Below are 16,420 nucleotides of genomic sequence, written 5' to 3'. Positions count from 1 at the left end.
GGCAAAATTGCACGTCCACGCAGTGTCAACTGCAAGAAGGCGACTTTTTGCCGTATAGTGTGCTTGCTTGCAAACGATACACAAAGCTATAAGCAACCTCATCGGAGAGCATATGTCACTCAAGTATTGCCCCCAGTGCGGCGCCCCCCTGAAGGAGGGCCAAGTCTTCTGCGTAGAGTGCGGCGCACGCCTTGAGGCGTGGCTTGAAGATGACCCGACCGCCTCGACGAAGGCCCCTGGCGAGGTCACGCAAATCATGGACCGCATCAACCAGGCCGTCGACGCAGACGACGAGCATGCGAAGGGCGACGCGGAAGGCCCAAATGGCGACAACCACGATTCCGGCGAGTTCAAGGGCGAGAAGGACCCAACCCTCGCGAACGAAGCAGCCAAGGACGACGAGGTCGGCAGGCTCGTAGACGCCGCGACCGTGATCGACGCCGGAGAGGACCCCAGCGCCCCCACGATCATCTCTCCTCTGGCCATCGACCCCCACAAGGGCAAGCACTACCAGGTCGAGGAGGAGTGGGACGGTGACGGGCACCGCTACCTCAAGATCTTCGGCGCCGTCACCCTCGCGATCCTGGTGGTCGTGTTCATCCTGATTCACTCGTGCACTTCTCAGAACACCGACTCGCAGAAGGGCAACCTCAGCAACATCGTCAACGGCCAGACGCAGAGCAAGGACGAATCCAACGCCTCGGACCAGAATGACCAGAATGACCAGAGCGACCAAAAGAATGGCGAAGCCGAGACCAAGGAGGAAAGCGAGTCCGACAAGGAGGCCGACGAGGCCGAGGGCAAGGGCGGGGACTACAAGACGGTCAAGGGCTACTACGATACGCTGACCAACGACGCGAAGAGGGTCAACGAGGCCGTCGAGACCTACCGAGGCACCCACGAGGACGACAGGAGCTTGCGCGAGAAGAACGCGGCGGATGCCGTGGCGCTCACCCAGGAGCTGACGGCCGCGCAGGAGGCGGTCAACTCCACCGAACTACCTGTCGACTCCAAGTACCATGCGGACTGGCAGAACATCAGCAGCTGCTATACGAGCCTGCTCGAGGCCATGGACAAGGTCAACTACTACTGGCGCTATGACCTGGGCTACAACTACCCCAGCTACTATCCGCAGCTGCTGACCGACCCGTTCGAGAACGACTGTGCCGAAGGCGGCGCGATCAGCAACGCACTCGACGACTACAAGACCTCCTACGACAAGATTAGGCTCTAGGTTCCAGCGCCGCTTTCCAGTAGCGCTCGCGCTCCGCCTCGCCCAGCGAGACGTAGTCCTCCCCTGCCGCATCGGGATTCTCAACGAGCGCCAGCTTCTGCGCACGCCGGGCGCGGTGCAGGCGGTACTCGAGCTTTGACGCCAAGGACCGGCCGCTCGTGCGCCACAGGGCGACGAGCGCGACGGGCCTGTGCGCCCTAGTGTACTTGGCGCCCGGCGCCTCCTGCGAGAGATGCTCGGCCATGCGACGCTCGACGTCCACCGTTATGCCCGAGTACAGGGACCCGTCCTCGCATTCAAGCACGTAGACGTAGTAGTCAGGAAGGCCACCGGCACGCCCGGCGCCGTCAACCTCCCTAGTCGTCACAATTGCTCCTTGAACACAGAAAGGTCAAACCCCTGGGGAAGCCGGGGGTCCTCGGAGCCCGACGCCGAATCCCCCTGGTCCCCGATGCGACGCTCGACGAGCTCATCCCAGGAGCAGCTGGCGTGAGGGCCATCGCCGTCGCACCAGCAAACGGGAATCCCCAGGGTCCCAAGGGTCGCGATCAGACGCTCGAGCGACGCGGGCCAGTCGTTGTGCCCGAAGCCCGAGCACCCCATCCCCGCGCCGATGACCTGCATAGACCAGCCCCAGCCGTCGAGCGCGGGGGCGAGCCCGCCACCGTCGCGCCATGCAGGCAGGTCAAAGGAGGAGAGCGCCCCCTCCAGAGCAGCGCGCTCCACCTCGCCCCAACGGGCGATGAGGACTGGGGTCTTGGGGCCGATCGACATCATCACGTCCAGGTCGGCGTCCTCGCGCCTACCCACATACAGATGGAGGCTGCGGTCGAATTCAAAGCCATGGTTGATACGCAGGTGGAGAAGGACAAGCTCCCGTGCGACGCGGCCCATGTCCTCAAGGCCGGCATCTTCGACCGCGACGAGCGTGCTTGCGGGAACCGTGAGCGAGTAGTCATCAGCCCTGGGGTCGATAAGGCCGACCTCGCACAGGCCCTCGTCCGTCTGCTCGAAGACGCTGGCGTAGCAACCTGCCGCGCTCACATATACAAGGTCGTCCGTCTTCATGCAAAACCTCCACCATCTGCACGCCCAGGCGCCCAAGGCTTCCATACGGCCAGCTTCGGCACCACGAGCCACAAGACCAATCGCGTCGTAGAGCCAAATTCTATCGCGGGACTTCGACGTCGGACAAGCAAGTGCGAAATCGGAATCGAGAGCAAATGCCGAGCCGCATCGTCAGGGCGTCCGGCGCACACGAAACAGGATGAAACAACGTGCCGCAATAGCCCCTTCGATTGGTACCAATTTGCATTTCCGTCAACAATTTGCGTCCCTATGCCCAACTAGCTGCTAGAATCATGCAAGGCCATTCTTGACAGTTCGGCCTAGCTTGTCAGCACGAGATCTAGGGGATTGGTTCACATGAAGCGCGAACAGTACCAGAATCACAGCACCGTTCTCAACCAAGACATGTCTATGATCGCCTACGGCGAGGGCGGGATCCCCGTCATCGCATTCCAGACGGAGGGCGCATCCTGCAACGAATTCGAGAGCGTCGGCATGGTCGACGCCCTCGCTGACCTTATCGAAGGCGGCCAAATCCAGCTCTTCTGCGTCGACGGCGTCGACACCCAGTCCTGGTCGGCATACGACATCGACCCCGAGGCCCGCGCGCAGCGCCAGGAGGAGTACTTCTCCTACGTGACCAGCGAGCTGCTCGAGGAGGTGCAGAAGGTCAACGGGAGCACGAGGCGCCCCCTGGCCATCGGCTGCTCCCTGGGCGCGAACCAGGCGGCCCTCGCCGTCCTGCGTCGTCCGGACCTGTTCCAGGGCTGCATCGCCCTTTCAGGACTCTACCGCGCAAGCCGGTTCTTCGGAAGCTGGATGAGCCCCACGCTCTACGACAACGACATCACTACCTTCCTGCCGAACATGCCCGAGGACCACGAGTACGTCGACCTCTACAGCAAGCGTCAGCTGGTCTTCTGCGTCGGCCAGGGCGAGCACGAGGATGTCGTCGACGACCTTCGCCAAATCGACTCCCAATTGAGCCGACTCTGCGCGAGCCACTGGTGCGACTTCTGGGGCTTCGACGTCACCCATGACTGGTACTGGTGGAAGAAGCAGATCGCCTACTTCATGCCCCAGGTCATCGATGAGGTGACGAAGGTCACCACAGCCGAGAAGAGCGCGGCGTCCGCGTCCGCGGCAATGCCCGCAACGGCCAAGGCGACGAAGAAGGACGCCCCCAAGAAGGCCGCGGCAAAGACTGCCACCAAGAAGGTCGAGCTCAAGCCCGAAGCCAAGCCCGCGTCGAAGGCAAAGGCCACCACGGCCGCCAAGCCCGCCGCCAAGCCTGCGTCGAAGGCAAAGGCCACCGCTGCCACAAAGCCCGCCGCCGCAAAGCCTACCGCCGCTGCCGCAAAGCCTGCTGCCAAGCACGCGGCAAAGGCTGCCGCACCGGCTGCAAAGCCCGCCGCCGCAAAGCCTGCCGCCGCTGCCGCAAAGCCTGCTGCCAAGCACGCGGCAAAGGCTGCCGCACCGGCTGCAAAGCCCGCTGCGAAGCCTACAGCGGCATCCAAGCCGACGTCCGTCAAGTCCGCCAAGAAGGGCGGCTCCAAAAAGCGCAAGTAACGCGAGAACGTCAGGCAAGAAGGCGCGAAATAAGGGCTAATCTGGTCGGTGGTGCGATTGGTTCGCACCACCGACTTTTTTGAAAGGACGCAGTCATGGACATCCGACGCGCACGCAAGAGCGACATCCCGCAGATCGAAGAACTTCTCCTCCAGGTGCTAAACGTACACGCTCAGGGCCGTCCGGACCTCTTCGTCCCGAACACGCGCAAATACACCTCGGCTGAGCTCGAGGAGATAATCGGCGACGAGAGACGCCCCGTCTTCGTCGCTGTCGAGGGAGAGCTGGTGGAAGGCTATGCGTTCTGCGTCTACCAGCAGCACGTGAACAGCAACAACATGACGGACGTCAGGACCCTCTACATAGACGACCTCTGCGTCAGGGAGGGCTACCGCGGCAAGCACATAGGCTCGACGCTCTACAACTACGTGATCGACTTCGCGCGCGGGCAGGGCTTCTACAACGTCACGCTCAACGTATGGAGCTGCAACCCGAGCGCCCAAAGCTTCTACGAGAAGATGGGCCTCGTGCCCTATAAGATCGGAATGGAGAAGATTCTCTAGTTCGGCCTTCGCTTATCGCCTGCTTCGATAAACTAAAGGCTCGTGTAGGTTAATCATCCGAGGCATCGGAGCAAGCATGCAGCTACAACAGTTGAGATACGTTATCGCCATCGCCGAAAACGGGTCCATGAACTCGGTCGCCAAGACCCTCTTCGTCTCGCAGTCGAGCCTTTCGGTCTCGGTGCGCGAGCTCGAAAAGGAGCTGGGCATCAGGATCTTCAACCGCTCCAGCCGCGGCATCACGCTCACCAGCGAGGGCGTCGAGTTCCTAGGCTACGCGCGTCAGGTGGTCGAGCAGGCCGACCTGCTCGAGCGACACTACTCCAAGGCGGGACAGGTCGAGCACCAGCGCCTCTCCGTCTCGTCCCAGCACTACGCCTTTGCCGTGAGAGCCTTCATCAGCTTCGTGAGCGGAAGGCAGGATGACTCTTGCGAGTTCTCGCTCAGAGAGACGCGCACGAGGGACGTCATCGAGGACGTGAGCTCGTTCAGGAGCGACATCGGCATCATCTACCTCTGCAACTACAACGAGCACGTGCTCAAGCGCCAACTTGACGACGCTGACCTCTCGTTCTCCTCGCTCTTCCGGGCAAGGCCGCACGTCTTCGTCCGCAAGGGGCATCCCCTCGCCAAGCTCGACCTGGTGAGGCTCGACGACCTGGCGCAGTGGCCGCGCTGCACATTCGAGCAGGGCCCCAAGAGCTCGCTCTACCTGTCCGAGGAGCCCCTCAGCAACCTGCCGCACACGCGCAGGATAGTTGCAAGCGACCGCGGGACCATGACCAGCCTGCTCACCAACTACGACGGCTTCCTCATCTCGACCGGCGTGAGGTCGGACGAGATGTTCCAGGGAATCGTCTCGATACCACTAGAGACCGACGAGGTGATGAACGTGGGCTACATCACGCATGCGCTCAGGCGTCTGAGCCCCCTAGCATGCGAGTACCTCAACGAGCTAAAGAAGACGATCGTTGGGTTCAACGAGCCCAGCGTGCTGTCGCCCAGCCGCTCCGTTCTGCGAGACGCCGGAGGGGCCGAATAGTGTATCCACACGTCCACACTCCCCTCTCGCTCGGCAAGATCACACTCAGGAACCGCATCGTCATGGCGCCCATGGCCTCAGCCAAGTCGGAGCGCGACGGCAGCGTCACCCAGGCCCTGTGTGACCACTACGCCGAGCGCGCGCAGGGCGGCCTCCTCGGCCTGGTGGAGACCGAGCACCACTATGTGAGCAACGAGGGCCGCGCGGCGGCAAGACAGGCCTCAATCAGCCGCGACTCCGATGTCGACGGACTTGCACGCGAGGCGGAAGCCGTTCACGCCTGCGAGACCCCCGTGTTCGTGCAGATAAGCCATGCGGGATCGGCCGCGCCGCAAAGCGTGATACGCCAGGTGGCCGTGGCACCCTCGCCCGTGACCTGCCCTGGAGCCAAGGTGGGCCATCCCCTCCCGCGCGAGCTCACACGCGACGAAATCCGTCGAATCGTCGAGTGCTTCGCACGCGCGGCCGCACGCGCGCGGCTCGCGGGATTTGACGGCGTAGAGGTCCATGCCGCCCACGGCTATCTGCTCGACCAGTTCTTCTCGCCCATGACCAACAGGAGGGACGACGAGTACGGTGGCCCCCTGCGAAACAGGATGCGCATCATCCTGCAGGTCGTCGATGCAATCCGCTCCGAGGTCGGGCACGACCTAGCCCTGAGCGTACGTCTGGGCGGCTGCGACTACCGAGAGGGCGGCTCTACGATTGAGGACGCGACCAAGGCGGCGGTCCTTCTCCAGGGCGCGGGCGTCGACCTGATCAGCCTCTCGGGCGGAATGAACTACTACTCGCGCCTGCACACGCTGGAACCCGGATGGTTCAAGGACATGTCACGGCCCGTCAGAGACGCGCTTGTGGGCGACGCCGACGAACGCGGCGCGCAGCCGACCCCTGTGCTCCTCACCGGCGGCATCAAGCTGCCGTCCCAGGCCGACGCGCTGCTCGCAGAGGGCTCGTGCGACCTGGCGGGCGTCGGCCGAGCCATCCTCAACAACGAGCGCTGGGCCGGAAAGCTCTAACGCGGCACGGTGCAAGGTCCGACCCGCACGCGGCGCGTATCATGTATTCCCGCGCCATCGGCGCAGACACTTCGAAGTCAAAGGCAGTTCATGGTAGACAACACACAAAGCAGCAGCGCCGTCGAGCGCGAGGAAGTCGACGAGGGAGCCAACGGCGAGGCCTCGCTGGGCAGGCTCATCCCCTGGCCGGATGACGACAGCTATGCGGACATCCCCGCTGACGAGGCGCTTGACCTGTTCCTGGAATGGTGCGAGTCAAGGGGAATCGAGCTCTGGGACCACCAGGAGGAGGCGCTCCTGGACCTCGCGTCGGGAAGCCACGTGATCCTGGGCACCCCCACGGGCTCGGGCAAGTCGCTCGTCGCGCTGGGCCTGTGCTTCATTTCGGTCTGCACCAATCGCCGCGCCTACTACACGGCCCCCATCAAGGCGCTCGTGAGCGAGAAGTTCTTCGACCTGGTAAGGCTGTTTGGCCGCGATAACGTTGGTATGATCACGGGAGACGTGACCGTCAACTCGGGCGCGCCCATCATCTGCTGCACCGCAGAGATCCTCGCCAACGACGCCCTGCGCGGTGGCGAGGATGCCGACATCGGCTGCGTCGCCATGGACGAGTTCCACTACTTTGGCGACCATGGCCGCGGCTGGGCCTGGCAGGTCCCGCTGCTGACGCTTCCGCACACGCAATTCCTGCTGATGAGCGCAACCCTGGGAGACACGAGCGGCATTGCCTCGTCGCTCGAGGCACACAGCGACCGCAGCGTCGAGCTCGTGGCCGGCGCCGAGCGACCGGTGCCCCTGAGCTACCGCTACGTCGACACGCCCCTCGAGGCCACCGTCGAGCTCGCGCTCAAGTCGGGCGAGGCGCCCCTGTACATTGTGCACTTCTCGCAGGAGGCGGCCGTCAAGAGCGCGACGTCGCTCTCGAGCTATGGCGTCTCGACCAAGGAGCAGAGGGAGAAGGTCAAAGAGGCGATCGCAGGCACCCGCTTCACCACGACCTTCGGCAAGACCCTGAGGCGCCTGCTCATCACCGGCGTGGGCGTGCACCATGCGGGCATGCTGCCGCGCTACCGACTTCTTGTGGAGCGTCTGGCGCAGCAGGGCCTACTCCCCGTCATCTGCGGAACCGACACCCTGGGCGTGGGCATCAACGTGCCCATCCACACCGTCTTGCTGACCGCGCTCAGCAAGTTCGACGGCAGACGCATGCGCCACCTGAATGCGCGAGAGTTCCACCAGATCGCCGGCAGGGCAGGTCGTTCGGGCTTCGACACCGAGGGCCTCGTCATCGCAGAGGCGACCGAGTACGACATCGAGAACGCCCGAGCGCTCGCGAAGGCCGGCGGTGACCCCAAAAAGGCCCGCAAGATCAAGACAAAACAGCCTCCCAAGGGCTTCGTCGGCTGGAAGGAGGCGACCTTCGACAAGCTCATCGCATCCGAGCCGGAGGCCCTCAAGCCGCACATGCGAATCTCGCACTCGCTCGTCCTTTCCGAGGTCGAGCAGGGCGGCGACGCCTATGCGCGAACCCATAAGCTCATAGACGACTCCGCACAGGGCGCAGAGGAGAAGGACAGGCTTCACACCCGAACCGATGAGATCTTCGCCACCCTCATCGACGCCGGCGTCGTGAGAAAGGAAGAGGAGGGCGGCCAGGCGAGCTACGTCCTGACCGTGGACCTCCCCGACAACTTTGCGCTTGACCAGCCACTCTCGCCCTTCCTGCTCGCCTCCCTCGAGCTGCTTGACCCCGAGAACGACGACTATGACATGGACCTCATCTCCATGGTCGAAGCCACGCTCGAGGACCCTCCCCAGATTCTTCGCGCCCTTCAGAGGCGGGCGCGCAACAAGGCCATGGACGAGATGAAGGCCGACGGAGTCGACTACAACGAGCGCATGGCGCTCATTCAGGACGTCACCTACCCCAAGCCCCTCGAGGAGCTGCTGGACGCAGCATTCGAGCGCTACAGCGAGGAGGTCCCCTGGGCAGGCGACTACGAGCTCAGCCCGAAGTCCGTCCTGCGAGACATGATCGAAACCGCCTCGGACTTCAAGGGATACGTCCAGCGCTGTGGAATCGCCCGCTCCGAGGGCACGCTGCTGCGCTACCTCTCGGACGCGTACCACGTCCTGGACAGAACCGTCCCCCAAGACAAGATGACCGACCGCCTGTACGACATCGTGGCATGGCTTCGCCTGGTCGTCCGCTCTGTCGACTCCAGCCTCATAGACGAGTGGGAGCAAGGTGGCTCCAGCATCGACGAGGCGGGAACCGCGCCGCAGGACCCCGACGAGGTCGTACGCGATCGGCGAGCTCTCACGCTGCTGGTCAGGAACGCCCTCTTCGCGCGCGTTCGCGACGCCGCCTTCGGAAACACCGACCGTCTGGGCGACATGGACGGCGACTGGGGTTGGCGCAGTCCACGCTGGTCCAAGGCGCTCCACGACTACCACGAGGCGCACGAGGAGATCCTGCTCACGGCAGACGCCCACTCGAGCGAGCTCCTTCTCGTCGACGAGTCGCTGGAGCACGGTGACGCCGAGGGCAGGCATGTCTGGCGCGTTCGCCAGATGTTCCTGGACGAGGACGGTGAACGGGACTTCGGCATCTCGGGAGACGTCGACCTCGATGCCACCCAGGAGGAGGGCGAGGCCATCTTCAGTCGCTTCCAGGTCGGCTTCATCGAAGACCTCCTCGAGAGCGAGGGCAAGTAGAGCAAGAGGGTTCGCTCACACGGAGCGAACCCTCTTCTTTAGCCATGCAACCCGCCGGGAGCACCCTGGCTGGGCTCACCAGAAACCCTACAGCGCGCGCTGGGCACCCTTGTAGACAAGAAATCCACCAATGAGCAGCACGGTGAGGGGCCAGGCAACAAAGCCGAAGACGAGGAGCACCGGGACGCAGAGGGCGGCAAGAAGGAATCCCACCAGGCGCAGGCCGAAGCCCACGAGCTTGATGCAGAGCCAGGCGATGCCGACAAGAATGAGAGCGGTCAGAATCGTGACCATGTTCCCCACCTCAACGTAAGACGAGGGCGGCCGGACGCCGCCCCATTGCCACAGTTTTACCCAACCGTAGGTCAGCTGGGCGCAACCTCAAGAACAAGCCACCTGCGCTCCACACTTCCTTGATAATGGCGCCCCAAAGTGAGCCCCGCAGGAGGCACGCGCCCACTCCGCCGCCGCAATCCACTAGCATTGGTTGCGACAGAACGCACGAGGCACGAGGAGGTCCACCATGGATCAAAGCGACGAGCGGCTCATCAACCAGCTCAAGGACGATCTTCGCAAGCAGGGCTATGCAACGGCATTCGACGCCGAGAAGGACGCGGGCTCCCAGACGGACGCCGCTCCCGCAGCTGACGACGAGAGCGGGGAGTTGGACTTCATGAAGGCCGTGAACGCCTTCAGGGCAGCCAAGCGCTGCGGCGACCCCTCCAAGGTCGCCGCAGCCGAGCGTGCCCTCCAGGACTTCGTGCGCAACGAGATGCGCGCTAACGAGGGCTGCGAGTCATAGGCGCAAGCCACGTCGCAGGGTATATCTATCGCAGGTCGCGATAGTGGAACTGCCTTCTGCCCTCTGCAAAGTCGGCAACGATGTCTCCGTGGCCGACGATGCGGTACTTGTAGGTCACAAGACCCTCAAGTCCGACGGGGCCACGTGCGTGGAGCTTGCCCGTGCTGATGCCGACCTCGGCACCGAAGCCATAGCGGAACCCGTCGGCAAAGCGCGTCGAGCAATTGCGGTAGACGCCCGCCGAGTCGACCATCTGCATGAAGTAATCCGCCGCCGCATCGCTCGCGGTGACGATCGCATCGGTGTGGTGCGAACCGTAACGATTGATGTGGTCCACCGCCTCACACACGTCCTCGACGACCTTGCAGCTCATGACGTAGTCTCCGTACTCGGTGCTGAACTCGTCGTCGCCCATGAGCTCGACCTCGGGGGCCTCCCCCGCTTCCCAGGCGGGACGGCACAGGTCGACGGCCTCCTGGGTGCCGCGGAGGCGCGCGCCCTTCTCGGCCAGCGCACGCGAGGCTTTGGGCAGGAACTCGGCCGCTATGGCACGGTCGACCAGCAGGGTCTCGGCCGCATTGCACACGGCGGGATACTGCGTCTTGGCATCCACCAGGACGCGCAGGGCCATGTCCTGGTCAGCATCGCGGTCCACGAAAACGTGGCAGACACCGGAGGAGTGGCCCATGACGGGAATGCGCGTATGATCCATGATGTAGCGCACGAACTTGTTGGATCCGCGGGGAATGAGGAGGTCGACGTCCTCATCGCACTCGAGGAGCTCGTCAATCTCGCTGTGCAGCTCCGCCTGGAGGAGCGCGCCCTCGGGCAGACCCGCCCTCGTCGCCGCATCGTGGATGATGCCGAAGAGCACGCGGTTGGTGTTCGCGGTCTCCTTTCCACCCTTCAGGACGGCGCAGTTGCCGCTCTTGATGCACAGGGAGGAAATCTGGACCAGCGCGTCGGGCCTTGCCTCGAAGATGACGCCGATGACGCCAATTGGGCAGGTCACGCGCTTCATCAGCAGACCCTCGTCCAGCTCGCGCTCCAGAAGGACCTTCCCCACGGGATCGTCGAGACCTGCCAGCTGCCTCAGTCCCTCGATTCCGTCGCGGAGCTTGCCCTCGTCGTAGCGGAGGCGCTTCTGAACGGTCGCGGGGACGCCCGAGGCGACGGCGGTTTCCATGTCCTTGCGGTTGGCCGCAAAGATCTCGTCCTGTCCCTCCTCAAGTGCGCGGGCAATGAGGCCGAGGGCGGCGTTGCGCACCTCGATGTCACTCGCGGCCATCAGGGGTGCGTCGAGCTTCATCTGATGGATCTGCTGGCGGATGTCCATGTTCGTCCCCTCGTCGTCGTTTGCTGAAATGGAGTGTACCCCGTTTGCGGCAAATGCGGCGGCGTGGGCCTCAGGTACAATCGGGAATTGTAATGTCCCCCTCGCTGCCAGGAGGTCCCATGGCCAAGCTCAAATACGAGACCGCTCGCTTCGAATCTTCCTACGGAACCATCGAGCAGCTCCCGGAGCCCACCACGCCTGAGGTCTCGTTCGTGGGTCGCTCTAACGTGGGAAAGTCTTCGCTTCTCAACAAGCTCATCGGCCGCAAGTCCCTGGCAAAGGTATCAAGCCAGCCCGGAAAGACAGCCAACATCAACTTCTTCGACGTGGACGGCGTCCGCTTCGTCGACCTTCCCGGCTATGGCTTCGCGAAGGTCTCCCGCGCCGAGAAGCAGCGCTGGGCCGACCTCATCGGCGGCTACTTCGACAGCGAGAGGAGCTTCAACCTGGTCGTCTCGCTCGTGGACATCCGCCACGACGCGCAGCAGCTCGACCGTGACATGCTTGGCTTTCTAGTCGAGAGCGAGCTTCCCTTCGTGGTCGCGCTCACCAAGGCCGACAAGCTCAGCCGCAGCAAGCAAAACCAGCAGAGGGCATCACTCGCCAGACAGTTTGGGCTCGACCCCCAGCAGATGCTCGTCACCTCGTCCGAGACCGGACAAGGCATCGCAGAGCTGCGCAGCCTAATCGAGGATGCTTGCCTCTAGGACACGCTTCGCCACAAGGAAGACATCCCGGGACCTCGCCATGCGGGGTCCCTTCTTTGAGGACAAAGCCATCCCCTATGCAGATGGGGCTCGACCGCAGCAGGCGGCCGGGCCCCATCTAATACCACATGTGATGCATGCACGTGCTGATGGACATGCTCCGCAGACGCGACGTAGCGTGGCACGGCATCCGCCGTGCCAGCCACAGGGCCCACTCCAACACCCGCCAGCGCAATTTAGACTGCATCCCTATTCACCAGTTCCCCCGGGTCAGGCGCCGATATCTCGAAAGGAAAGGTACCGGCGCGGTTGAAGGCCGCGATGAACATACGTATGGCGTTCGAGGGTGTGGTGCCGATTTGTTCCGTTGCCTCGAAGAACCTGTCTTTCTCGCCAGGCATGACTTTGGCAACTATTGGGGTCATCTTCTCTTTCACAAGGTCCCCCACTACTACGTTTAAGGTATGACTTGGTATGTTTTTGTTATACCCTCGGGAGACAAATTAAAGCAATGAATCGCTCCGATGACGATGAAGTCCGCGCAAACTCACAAACGGCGCACATTTATCTGCGGACGGTGGGTAGCATTTCTCCCCTAGGCGCTGCGACGGCAGAGGGACGCCACGCACGAAAAAGCGGACGCTCCAAGGCGTCCGCCAACCTAACGTATATTTGTGTGATGAGAAGTGCGGGGCGCCCTACTCCGAGCTCCCCCTGCCGACCTTCTCGCGAGCAGCGGCCAGCGCCACGTCAACCAGCTCGTTAACGGTCGCTGCCTCGTCCTCGAGCGCCACGCCATAGCGCGCCGTCACGGTGCAGTCGTGTCCCTGCGCCTCATGGATCTCCGAGATGTCCTTGCACAGCGCCCGCGCCAGGACGTCGACCTCTCGGGCGCGTCCGTAGCGGACGATCACGACGAACTCCGCGTTGGACAGTCGCGCGACCGTCCCGCTCACCCCGACTCGTCCCACGATTCTTCTTGCAATGGTGGCCAGAAGCGCATCGGACACCACGCGCCCATACTCGTCCAGCTCGCGAAGGTACTCGGGCACGACCAGCGCAATCACCGCAAAGCGCGTCGCATGGAGGTAGTAGTCCTCGGTGTAGTCGATGGCCGCCTCCCACAGGCCGCGGGCGTTCGTCACGCCCGTCACGCGGTCGGTGATGGTGGCCTCGTCGTTCCCGCCGATCTCGAATCCTGATGTGTCGAGGTCCACGAAGTAGCCCAGCAGGCCGACAATCTTCCCGTTCTTGTAGATGGGTGCCTTGCTCGCACGGATGTTGTGCACAACGCCTCGGATGATGCACTTTCCCGGCGCAAAGAAGATGTGCTTCCCCTCGTTCAGAACCGCAAGCTCGTCCGAGCGGTAGGGGTCGTTGTCCACGTGCCAGCCCATGTCCTCGTCAGTCTTGCCCAGGATCTCGTCGACGGACAGGAATCCGTAGTAGTCCAAAAAGGCCCTGCTCGCCCCAAGGAAGCGACGCTTGCGGTCCTTCCAGAAGTAGTTCACGTGAGAGTTGAGCAGCAGGTTGTTCCAAAGGAGCTCGGGAGTCAGCACCGAAGGGTCGTCGGACACCAGGCTTCCTTCTCTCAGGCCGTAGCCGTTGAGCAGCACCGACAGCGCTTCCTTGTTGTTGATGGTCGCATCCTCGATGCACAGCATGAACCGACTCCCCTCCGGCCCAAGCTCGTGCAGGGCAAGAATCGTGTACGACTTCCAGGCGTAGCTTCCGTAGCGGCCACGCGTGCGGAAGTAGGCCATGACCTTTCCGTCCACGGCCTCCTGGCAGCGCTCCTGCATGGTCTCGGGGTCGGTAAACGAGAGATAGCGCGAACGGTCCTCGGGAAAGACCTTCTCGAGCGCGTAGCGCGTCCTCACGGCGTCGATCCCCGACACGGTCCTGTCTCCGGACTCTGCCGCGCTCATTCCCGAGAGCAGCGACGTCACAGTGTCGTCCTGACGATCAACCAAAAGCACGGAGTCGTACAGCAGGTAGAGGTTCCTGAGCGTCTCGTCCAGGTCACCGCGTACGCGGGCCTCCTCGCTGTCCGAAACGTCGCGCCACGAGTTGACGAAGGCGCGCAGTTCCTTGTTGTCCGCGACGAGCGAGAACGTCGCCGAGAAGTACCTGCCCCTGTCGATGAAGGTGATGAACTCAGTGCGCCCCGTACGTGCCTGCCGCTCGACGGCCTCCCTGAACCTTCGGTAGACCGGGTTGTCGGGCATGTTCAAGATGCTCTCGACCTTGTGCGCGCTCTTCGAGCGGCCACGGAGCGCCAGGGCGTAGAACCCCTCGTTGCCGAAAAGTACCCTGAACGACTCCCCATCGTACTCGAGCAGGCTCAGCGGCTGGTCGGTCATGAAGTCCACCTGGCCAATCGCGTCATAGTAGTGCCTCCAGGAGCGCGACTCGACCTCGAGCCCTAGCTCCTCGCAGCGCACCATGCACCGCTCGTAGGGCATAGGCTTGCCAAAGAGGTAGCCCTGGACCTTCTCGCAGCCGATGTCTCGGAGGAAGCAGAACTCCTCTTGGGTCTCCACGCCCTCCGCGAGCGTCTGCACGCCAAGCCTCTTGGCCATGGCCACCACCGACTCGATGATTCCCCTCGACTTGTCGTTGAAGTTCGAGAGGAACTCCATGTCGATCTTCATGGCATCGAAGTCATTGTCCTTCATAAGGTTGAGCGACGAGTAGCCGCTGCCGAAGTCGTCCATCCAGACCTGATAGCCCGCCGCGCGGAAGCGCTCCATCTGGCCCCGTACGCGCTCGGCGTCGGTCGCGAGCATGCTCTCGGTGATCTCGACGCGAATCATGTCGCGCGGGACGTCGTATCTCATGACGGCGTCTTCCACCTCTTGAAACACATCGCAGAGGATGAAATCGAGCCTCGAGAGGTTGAACGACACGGGAACGGTCGCGGCGCCCGAGTCGACGACCCTGCGATAGTTGCGGCAGATCTCGCGCACGACGAAGCAGTCGAGCTTGTGAATCTGCTTGCTCGTCTCGAGGGCCGGTATGAACGACGCGGGCGAGAGCAGCTCGTGGTCGGGGTCGTCCCAGCGAACCAGAGCCTCGAGGCCGCAAAGGTTTCCGGTGATGGACCGGATGACCGGTTGGTAGTACACCTTTATGTCGCCGGCGGCCAGGGCCTCGTCCAGGCTGTTGGCCGCAAACGCCCCCGCAAGGAACACCGCGCTCATGGAGGGGTCGTACCAACGCTGGTACACGTCGACGGCATGGGCGATGCTGTCGCAGGCGAGCTTCGCCCTGTCACAGGAGACGCTGGGGTCGACAGTCAGGTCGCGTGGATAGATGCCTGCCTTGAGCTCGATGTCGACGCTGGGATGCAGGAGCGTCACCGCATCGTGCACGTGCGTCACGCGCTTCTCGACGTCTTCGCAAAACGTGAGGACGGCAAAGTGGTCATCGGCAAAGCGCGCGACGAAGTCACTGGGGAACGTCTCGCGCAGGAGCTCGGCCAACTTGACCAGGAGCTCGTCCCCGCTCGCGACACCGAGGGCCGCATTGACGAGCTTGAAGTTGTGGATGTTGAAAAACACGTAGCATCCGCCGGACTCGCGCGCCGAGCGACTCGCCTCGTCCATCGACCTCTTCGCGCGAGACAGGAAGCTCCTCATGCCGGAAAGCCCCGTGAGGGGGTCGTCGTCTTGGGGGAGGAAGGCAACGACGTCGGTGTCGAAGGTGACGATCGCCACCAGGCCGAGCTCCGAGTCCTGGACAGTGAGGCCCGAGAGCCCGACCGCCACGCGTCTTCCCGTCTTGGTGATGATGTGCGTCGTAACGGCAAAATGGCAGTGTCCCTCGGCGACCTGCTCCCCCACCCCCGAGAACATGCGATTGACCTCGTAGGGGTCACCAAGGCCGCTGATCCTTCCCGTAGAGAACCGCATGAAGTCATCTTGGTCGTCGCAGTCGAAAAGCGCGACCAAGCTGTCGCTGGCATACAGGATGAGGTCCTCCGCCTCCTTTGAGGCAAGACAGACCATGAAGCCACCAGGCGCGTCTTCGACGGATCTGGCGACGAGCCGCTCTATAGAGTGGGCATCCAAGGACATGTCCGCTCCGATCATGGTCAGAGGAACTGCTAGGCGTTGGATAAACAACCACGACCATTGTATGTTACCAACCCAAGAGACGTGACAGCACCCCCTTCCAGCGCAGATTATGGCCCGCTACCGTCTTGCAGTGCCCATTCGTCGACAATTTGATGCATGTCTGCTGGCGTTCGGCTAAAAATCGAATGTGGAGGGTTTGTGAACGTACTTCTTTTCTCTGTAGCAAGAAAATAACTTACGCATTTCTTGCATTTAGCAAGAGCCACATCACCTTGGTCCA

14 protein-coding genes are annotated in these 16,420 nt (G+C 62.8%); 8 read left to right on the top strand and 6 right to left on the bottom strand.

What is annotated here, in order from left to right:
* Positions 1–112: 112 nt before the first annotated feature.
* Complete coding sequence (locus B5D13_RS00930; protein WP_078686417.1) at positions 113–1,234, top strand: zinc ribbon domain-containing protein; 1,122 nt, start codon at positions 113–115, stop codon at positions 1,232–1,234.
* On the opposite strand, the gene B5D13_RS00925 is transcribed toward B5D13_RS00930, so the two are convergent.
* Positions 1,224–1,601, bottom strand: coding sequence for a GIY-YIG nuclease family protein (locus tag B5D13_RS00925; protein WP_078686416.1), 378 nt, complete (start codon positions 1,599–1,601; stop codon positions 1,224–1,226). The genes B5D13_RS00930 and B5D13_RS00925 overlap by 11 nt on opposite strands.
* Positions 1,598–2,302, bottom strand: coding sequence for a hypothetical protein (locus tag B5D13_RS00920; RefSeq protein WP_078686415.1), 705 nt, complete (start codon positions 2,300–2,302; stop codon positions 1,598–1,600). The genes B5D13_RS00925 and B5D13_RS00920 overlap by 4 nt, the downstream gene beginning before the upstream one ends.
* 357 nt (positions 2,303–2,659) lie before the next feature.
* Here B5D13_RS00920 and B5D13_RS00915 point away from each other — a divergent pair, with 357 nt between their 5' ends.
* From B5D13_RS00915 to B5D13_RS00895, 5 genes are all read left to right on the top strand, one after another.
* Entirely contained in the window at positions 2,660–3,871 is a 1,212-nt protein-coding gene (locus B5D13_RS00915; protein ID WP_078686414.1) for an esterase family protein, read from the top strand.
* A 95-nt stretch (positions 3,872–3,966) separates the two neighbouring features.
* Positions 3,967–4,434, top strand: coding sequence for a GNAT family N-acetyltransferase (locus B5D13_RS00910; protein WP_078686413.1), 468 nt, complete (start codon positions 3,967–3,969; stop codon positions 4,432–4,434).
* A 76-nt stretch (positions 4,435–4,510) separates the two neighbouring features.
* Positions 4,511–5,476, top strand: a complete 966-nt coding sequence (locus B5D13_RS00905; protein ID WP_078686412.1) for a LysR family transcriptional regulator — start codon at positions 4,511–4,513, stop codon at positions 5,474–5,476.
* Positions 5,476–6,495, top strand: a complete 1,020-nt coding sequence (locus B5D13_RS00900; protein ID WP_159443955.1) for an NADH:flavin oxidoreductase — start codon at positions 5,476–5,478, stop codon at positions 6,493–6,495. The genes B5D13_RS00905 and B5D13_RS00900 overlap by 1 nt, the downstream gene beginning before the upstream one ends.
* A gap of 90 nt (positions 6,496–6,585) precedes the next feature.
* Complete coding sequence (locus B5D13_RS00895) at positions 6,586–9,216, top strand: DEAD/DEAH box helicase (RefSeq protein WP_078686410.1); 2,631 nt, start codon at positions 6,586–6,588, stop codon at positions 9,214–9,216.
* 87 nt (positions 9,217–9,303) lie between these two features.
* Here the strand turns inward: B5D13_RS00895 and B5D13_RS00890 are convergent, their stop codons facing one another.
* Positions 9,304–9,510 (bottom strand): hypothetical protein, encoded by a 207-nt coding sequence (locus B5D13_RS00890; RefSeq protein ID WP_078686409.1) that lies wholly within the window; start codon positions 9,508–9,510, stop codon positions 9,304–9,306.
* 229 nt (positions 9,511–9,739) lie between these two features.
* Here B5D13_RS00890 and B5D13_RS00885 point away from each other — a divergent pair, with 229 nt between their 5' ends.
* A complete protein-coding gene (locus tag B5D13_RS00885; RefSeq protein ID WP_078686408.1) occupies positions 9,740–10,018 on the top strand; it encodes a hypothetical protein in 279 nt (92 codons plus the stop codon).
* A gap of 25 nt (positions 10,019–10,043) precedes the next feature.
* Here B5D13_RS00885 and B5D13_RS00880 read toward each other — a convergent pair whose 3' ends face one another.
* Positions 10,044–11,354, bottom strand: coding sequence for a glutamate-5-semialdehyde dehydrogenase (locus B5D13_RS00880; RefSeq protein WP_078686407.1), 1,311 nt, complete (start codon positions 11,352–11,354; stop codon positions 10,044–10,046).
* 119 nt (positions 11,355–11,473) lie between these two features.
* On the opposite strand from B5D13_RS00880, the gene yihA reads away from it, so the two are divergent.
* Positions 11,474–12,061: a ribosome biogenesis GTP-binding protein YihA/YsxC gene (gene yihA / locus B5D13_RS00875; RefSeq protein ID WP_078686406.1), complete on the top strand. Its 588-nt coding sequence runs from the start codon at positions 11,474–11,476 to the stop codon at positions 12,059–12,061.
* Positions 12,062–12,297: 236 nt separating this feature from the next.
* Here the strand turns inward: yihA and B5D13_RS00870 are convergent, their stop codons facing one another.
* Together B5D13_RS00870 and B5D13_RS00865 are read right to left on the bottom strand one after the other, a co-directional pair.
* Entirely contained in the window at positions 12,298–12,498 is a 201-nt protein-coding gene (locus B5D13_RS00870) for a type II toxin-antitoxin system RelB/DinJ family antitoxin (RefSeq protein ID WP_078686405.1), read from the bottom strand.
* A gap of 261 nt (positions 12,499–12,759) precedes the next feature.
* Positions 12,760–16,140 carry an EAL domain-containing protein gene (locus B5D13_RS00865; protein ID WP_159443954.1) on the bottom strand — a complete coding sequence of 1,127 codons (3,381 nt, stop codon included), beginning with the start codon at positions 16,138–16,140 and terminating at the stop codon, positions 12,760–12,762.
* Positions 16,141–16,420 lie beyond the last annotated feature (280 nt).

This window comes from Olsenella sp. KH1P3 (genome assembly GCF_900167315.1).
GTDB classification, from domain to species: domain Bacteria; phylum Actinomycetota; class Coriobacteriia; order Coriobacteriales; family Atopobiaceae; genus Olsenella_J; species Olsenella_J umbonata_A.
Note: the sequence above shows the minus strand (reverse complement) of the source record. Positions and strands in the feature narration are given on the sequence as shown.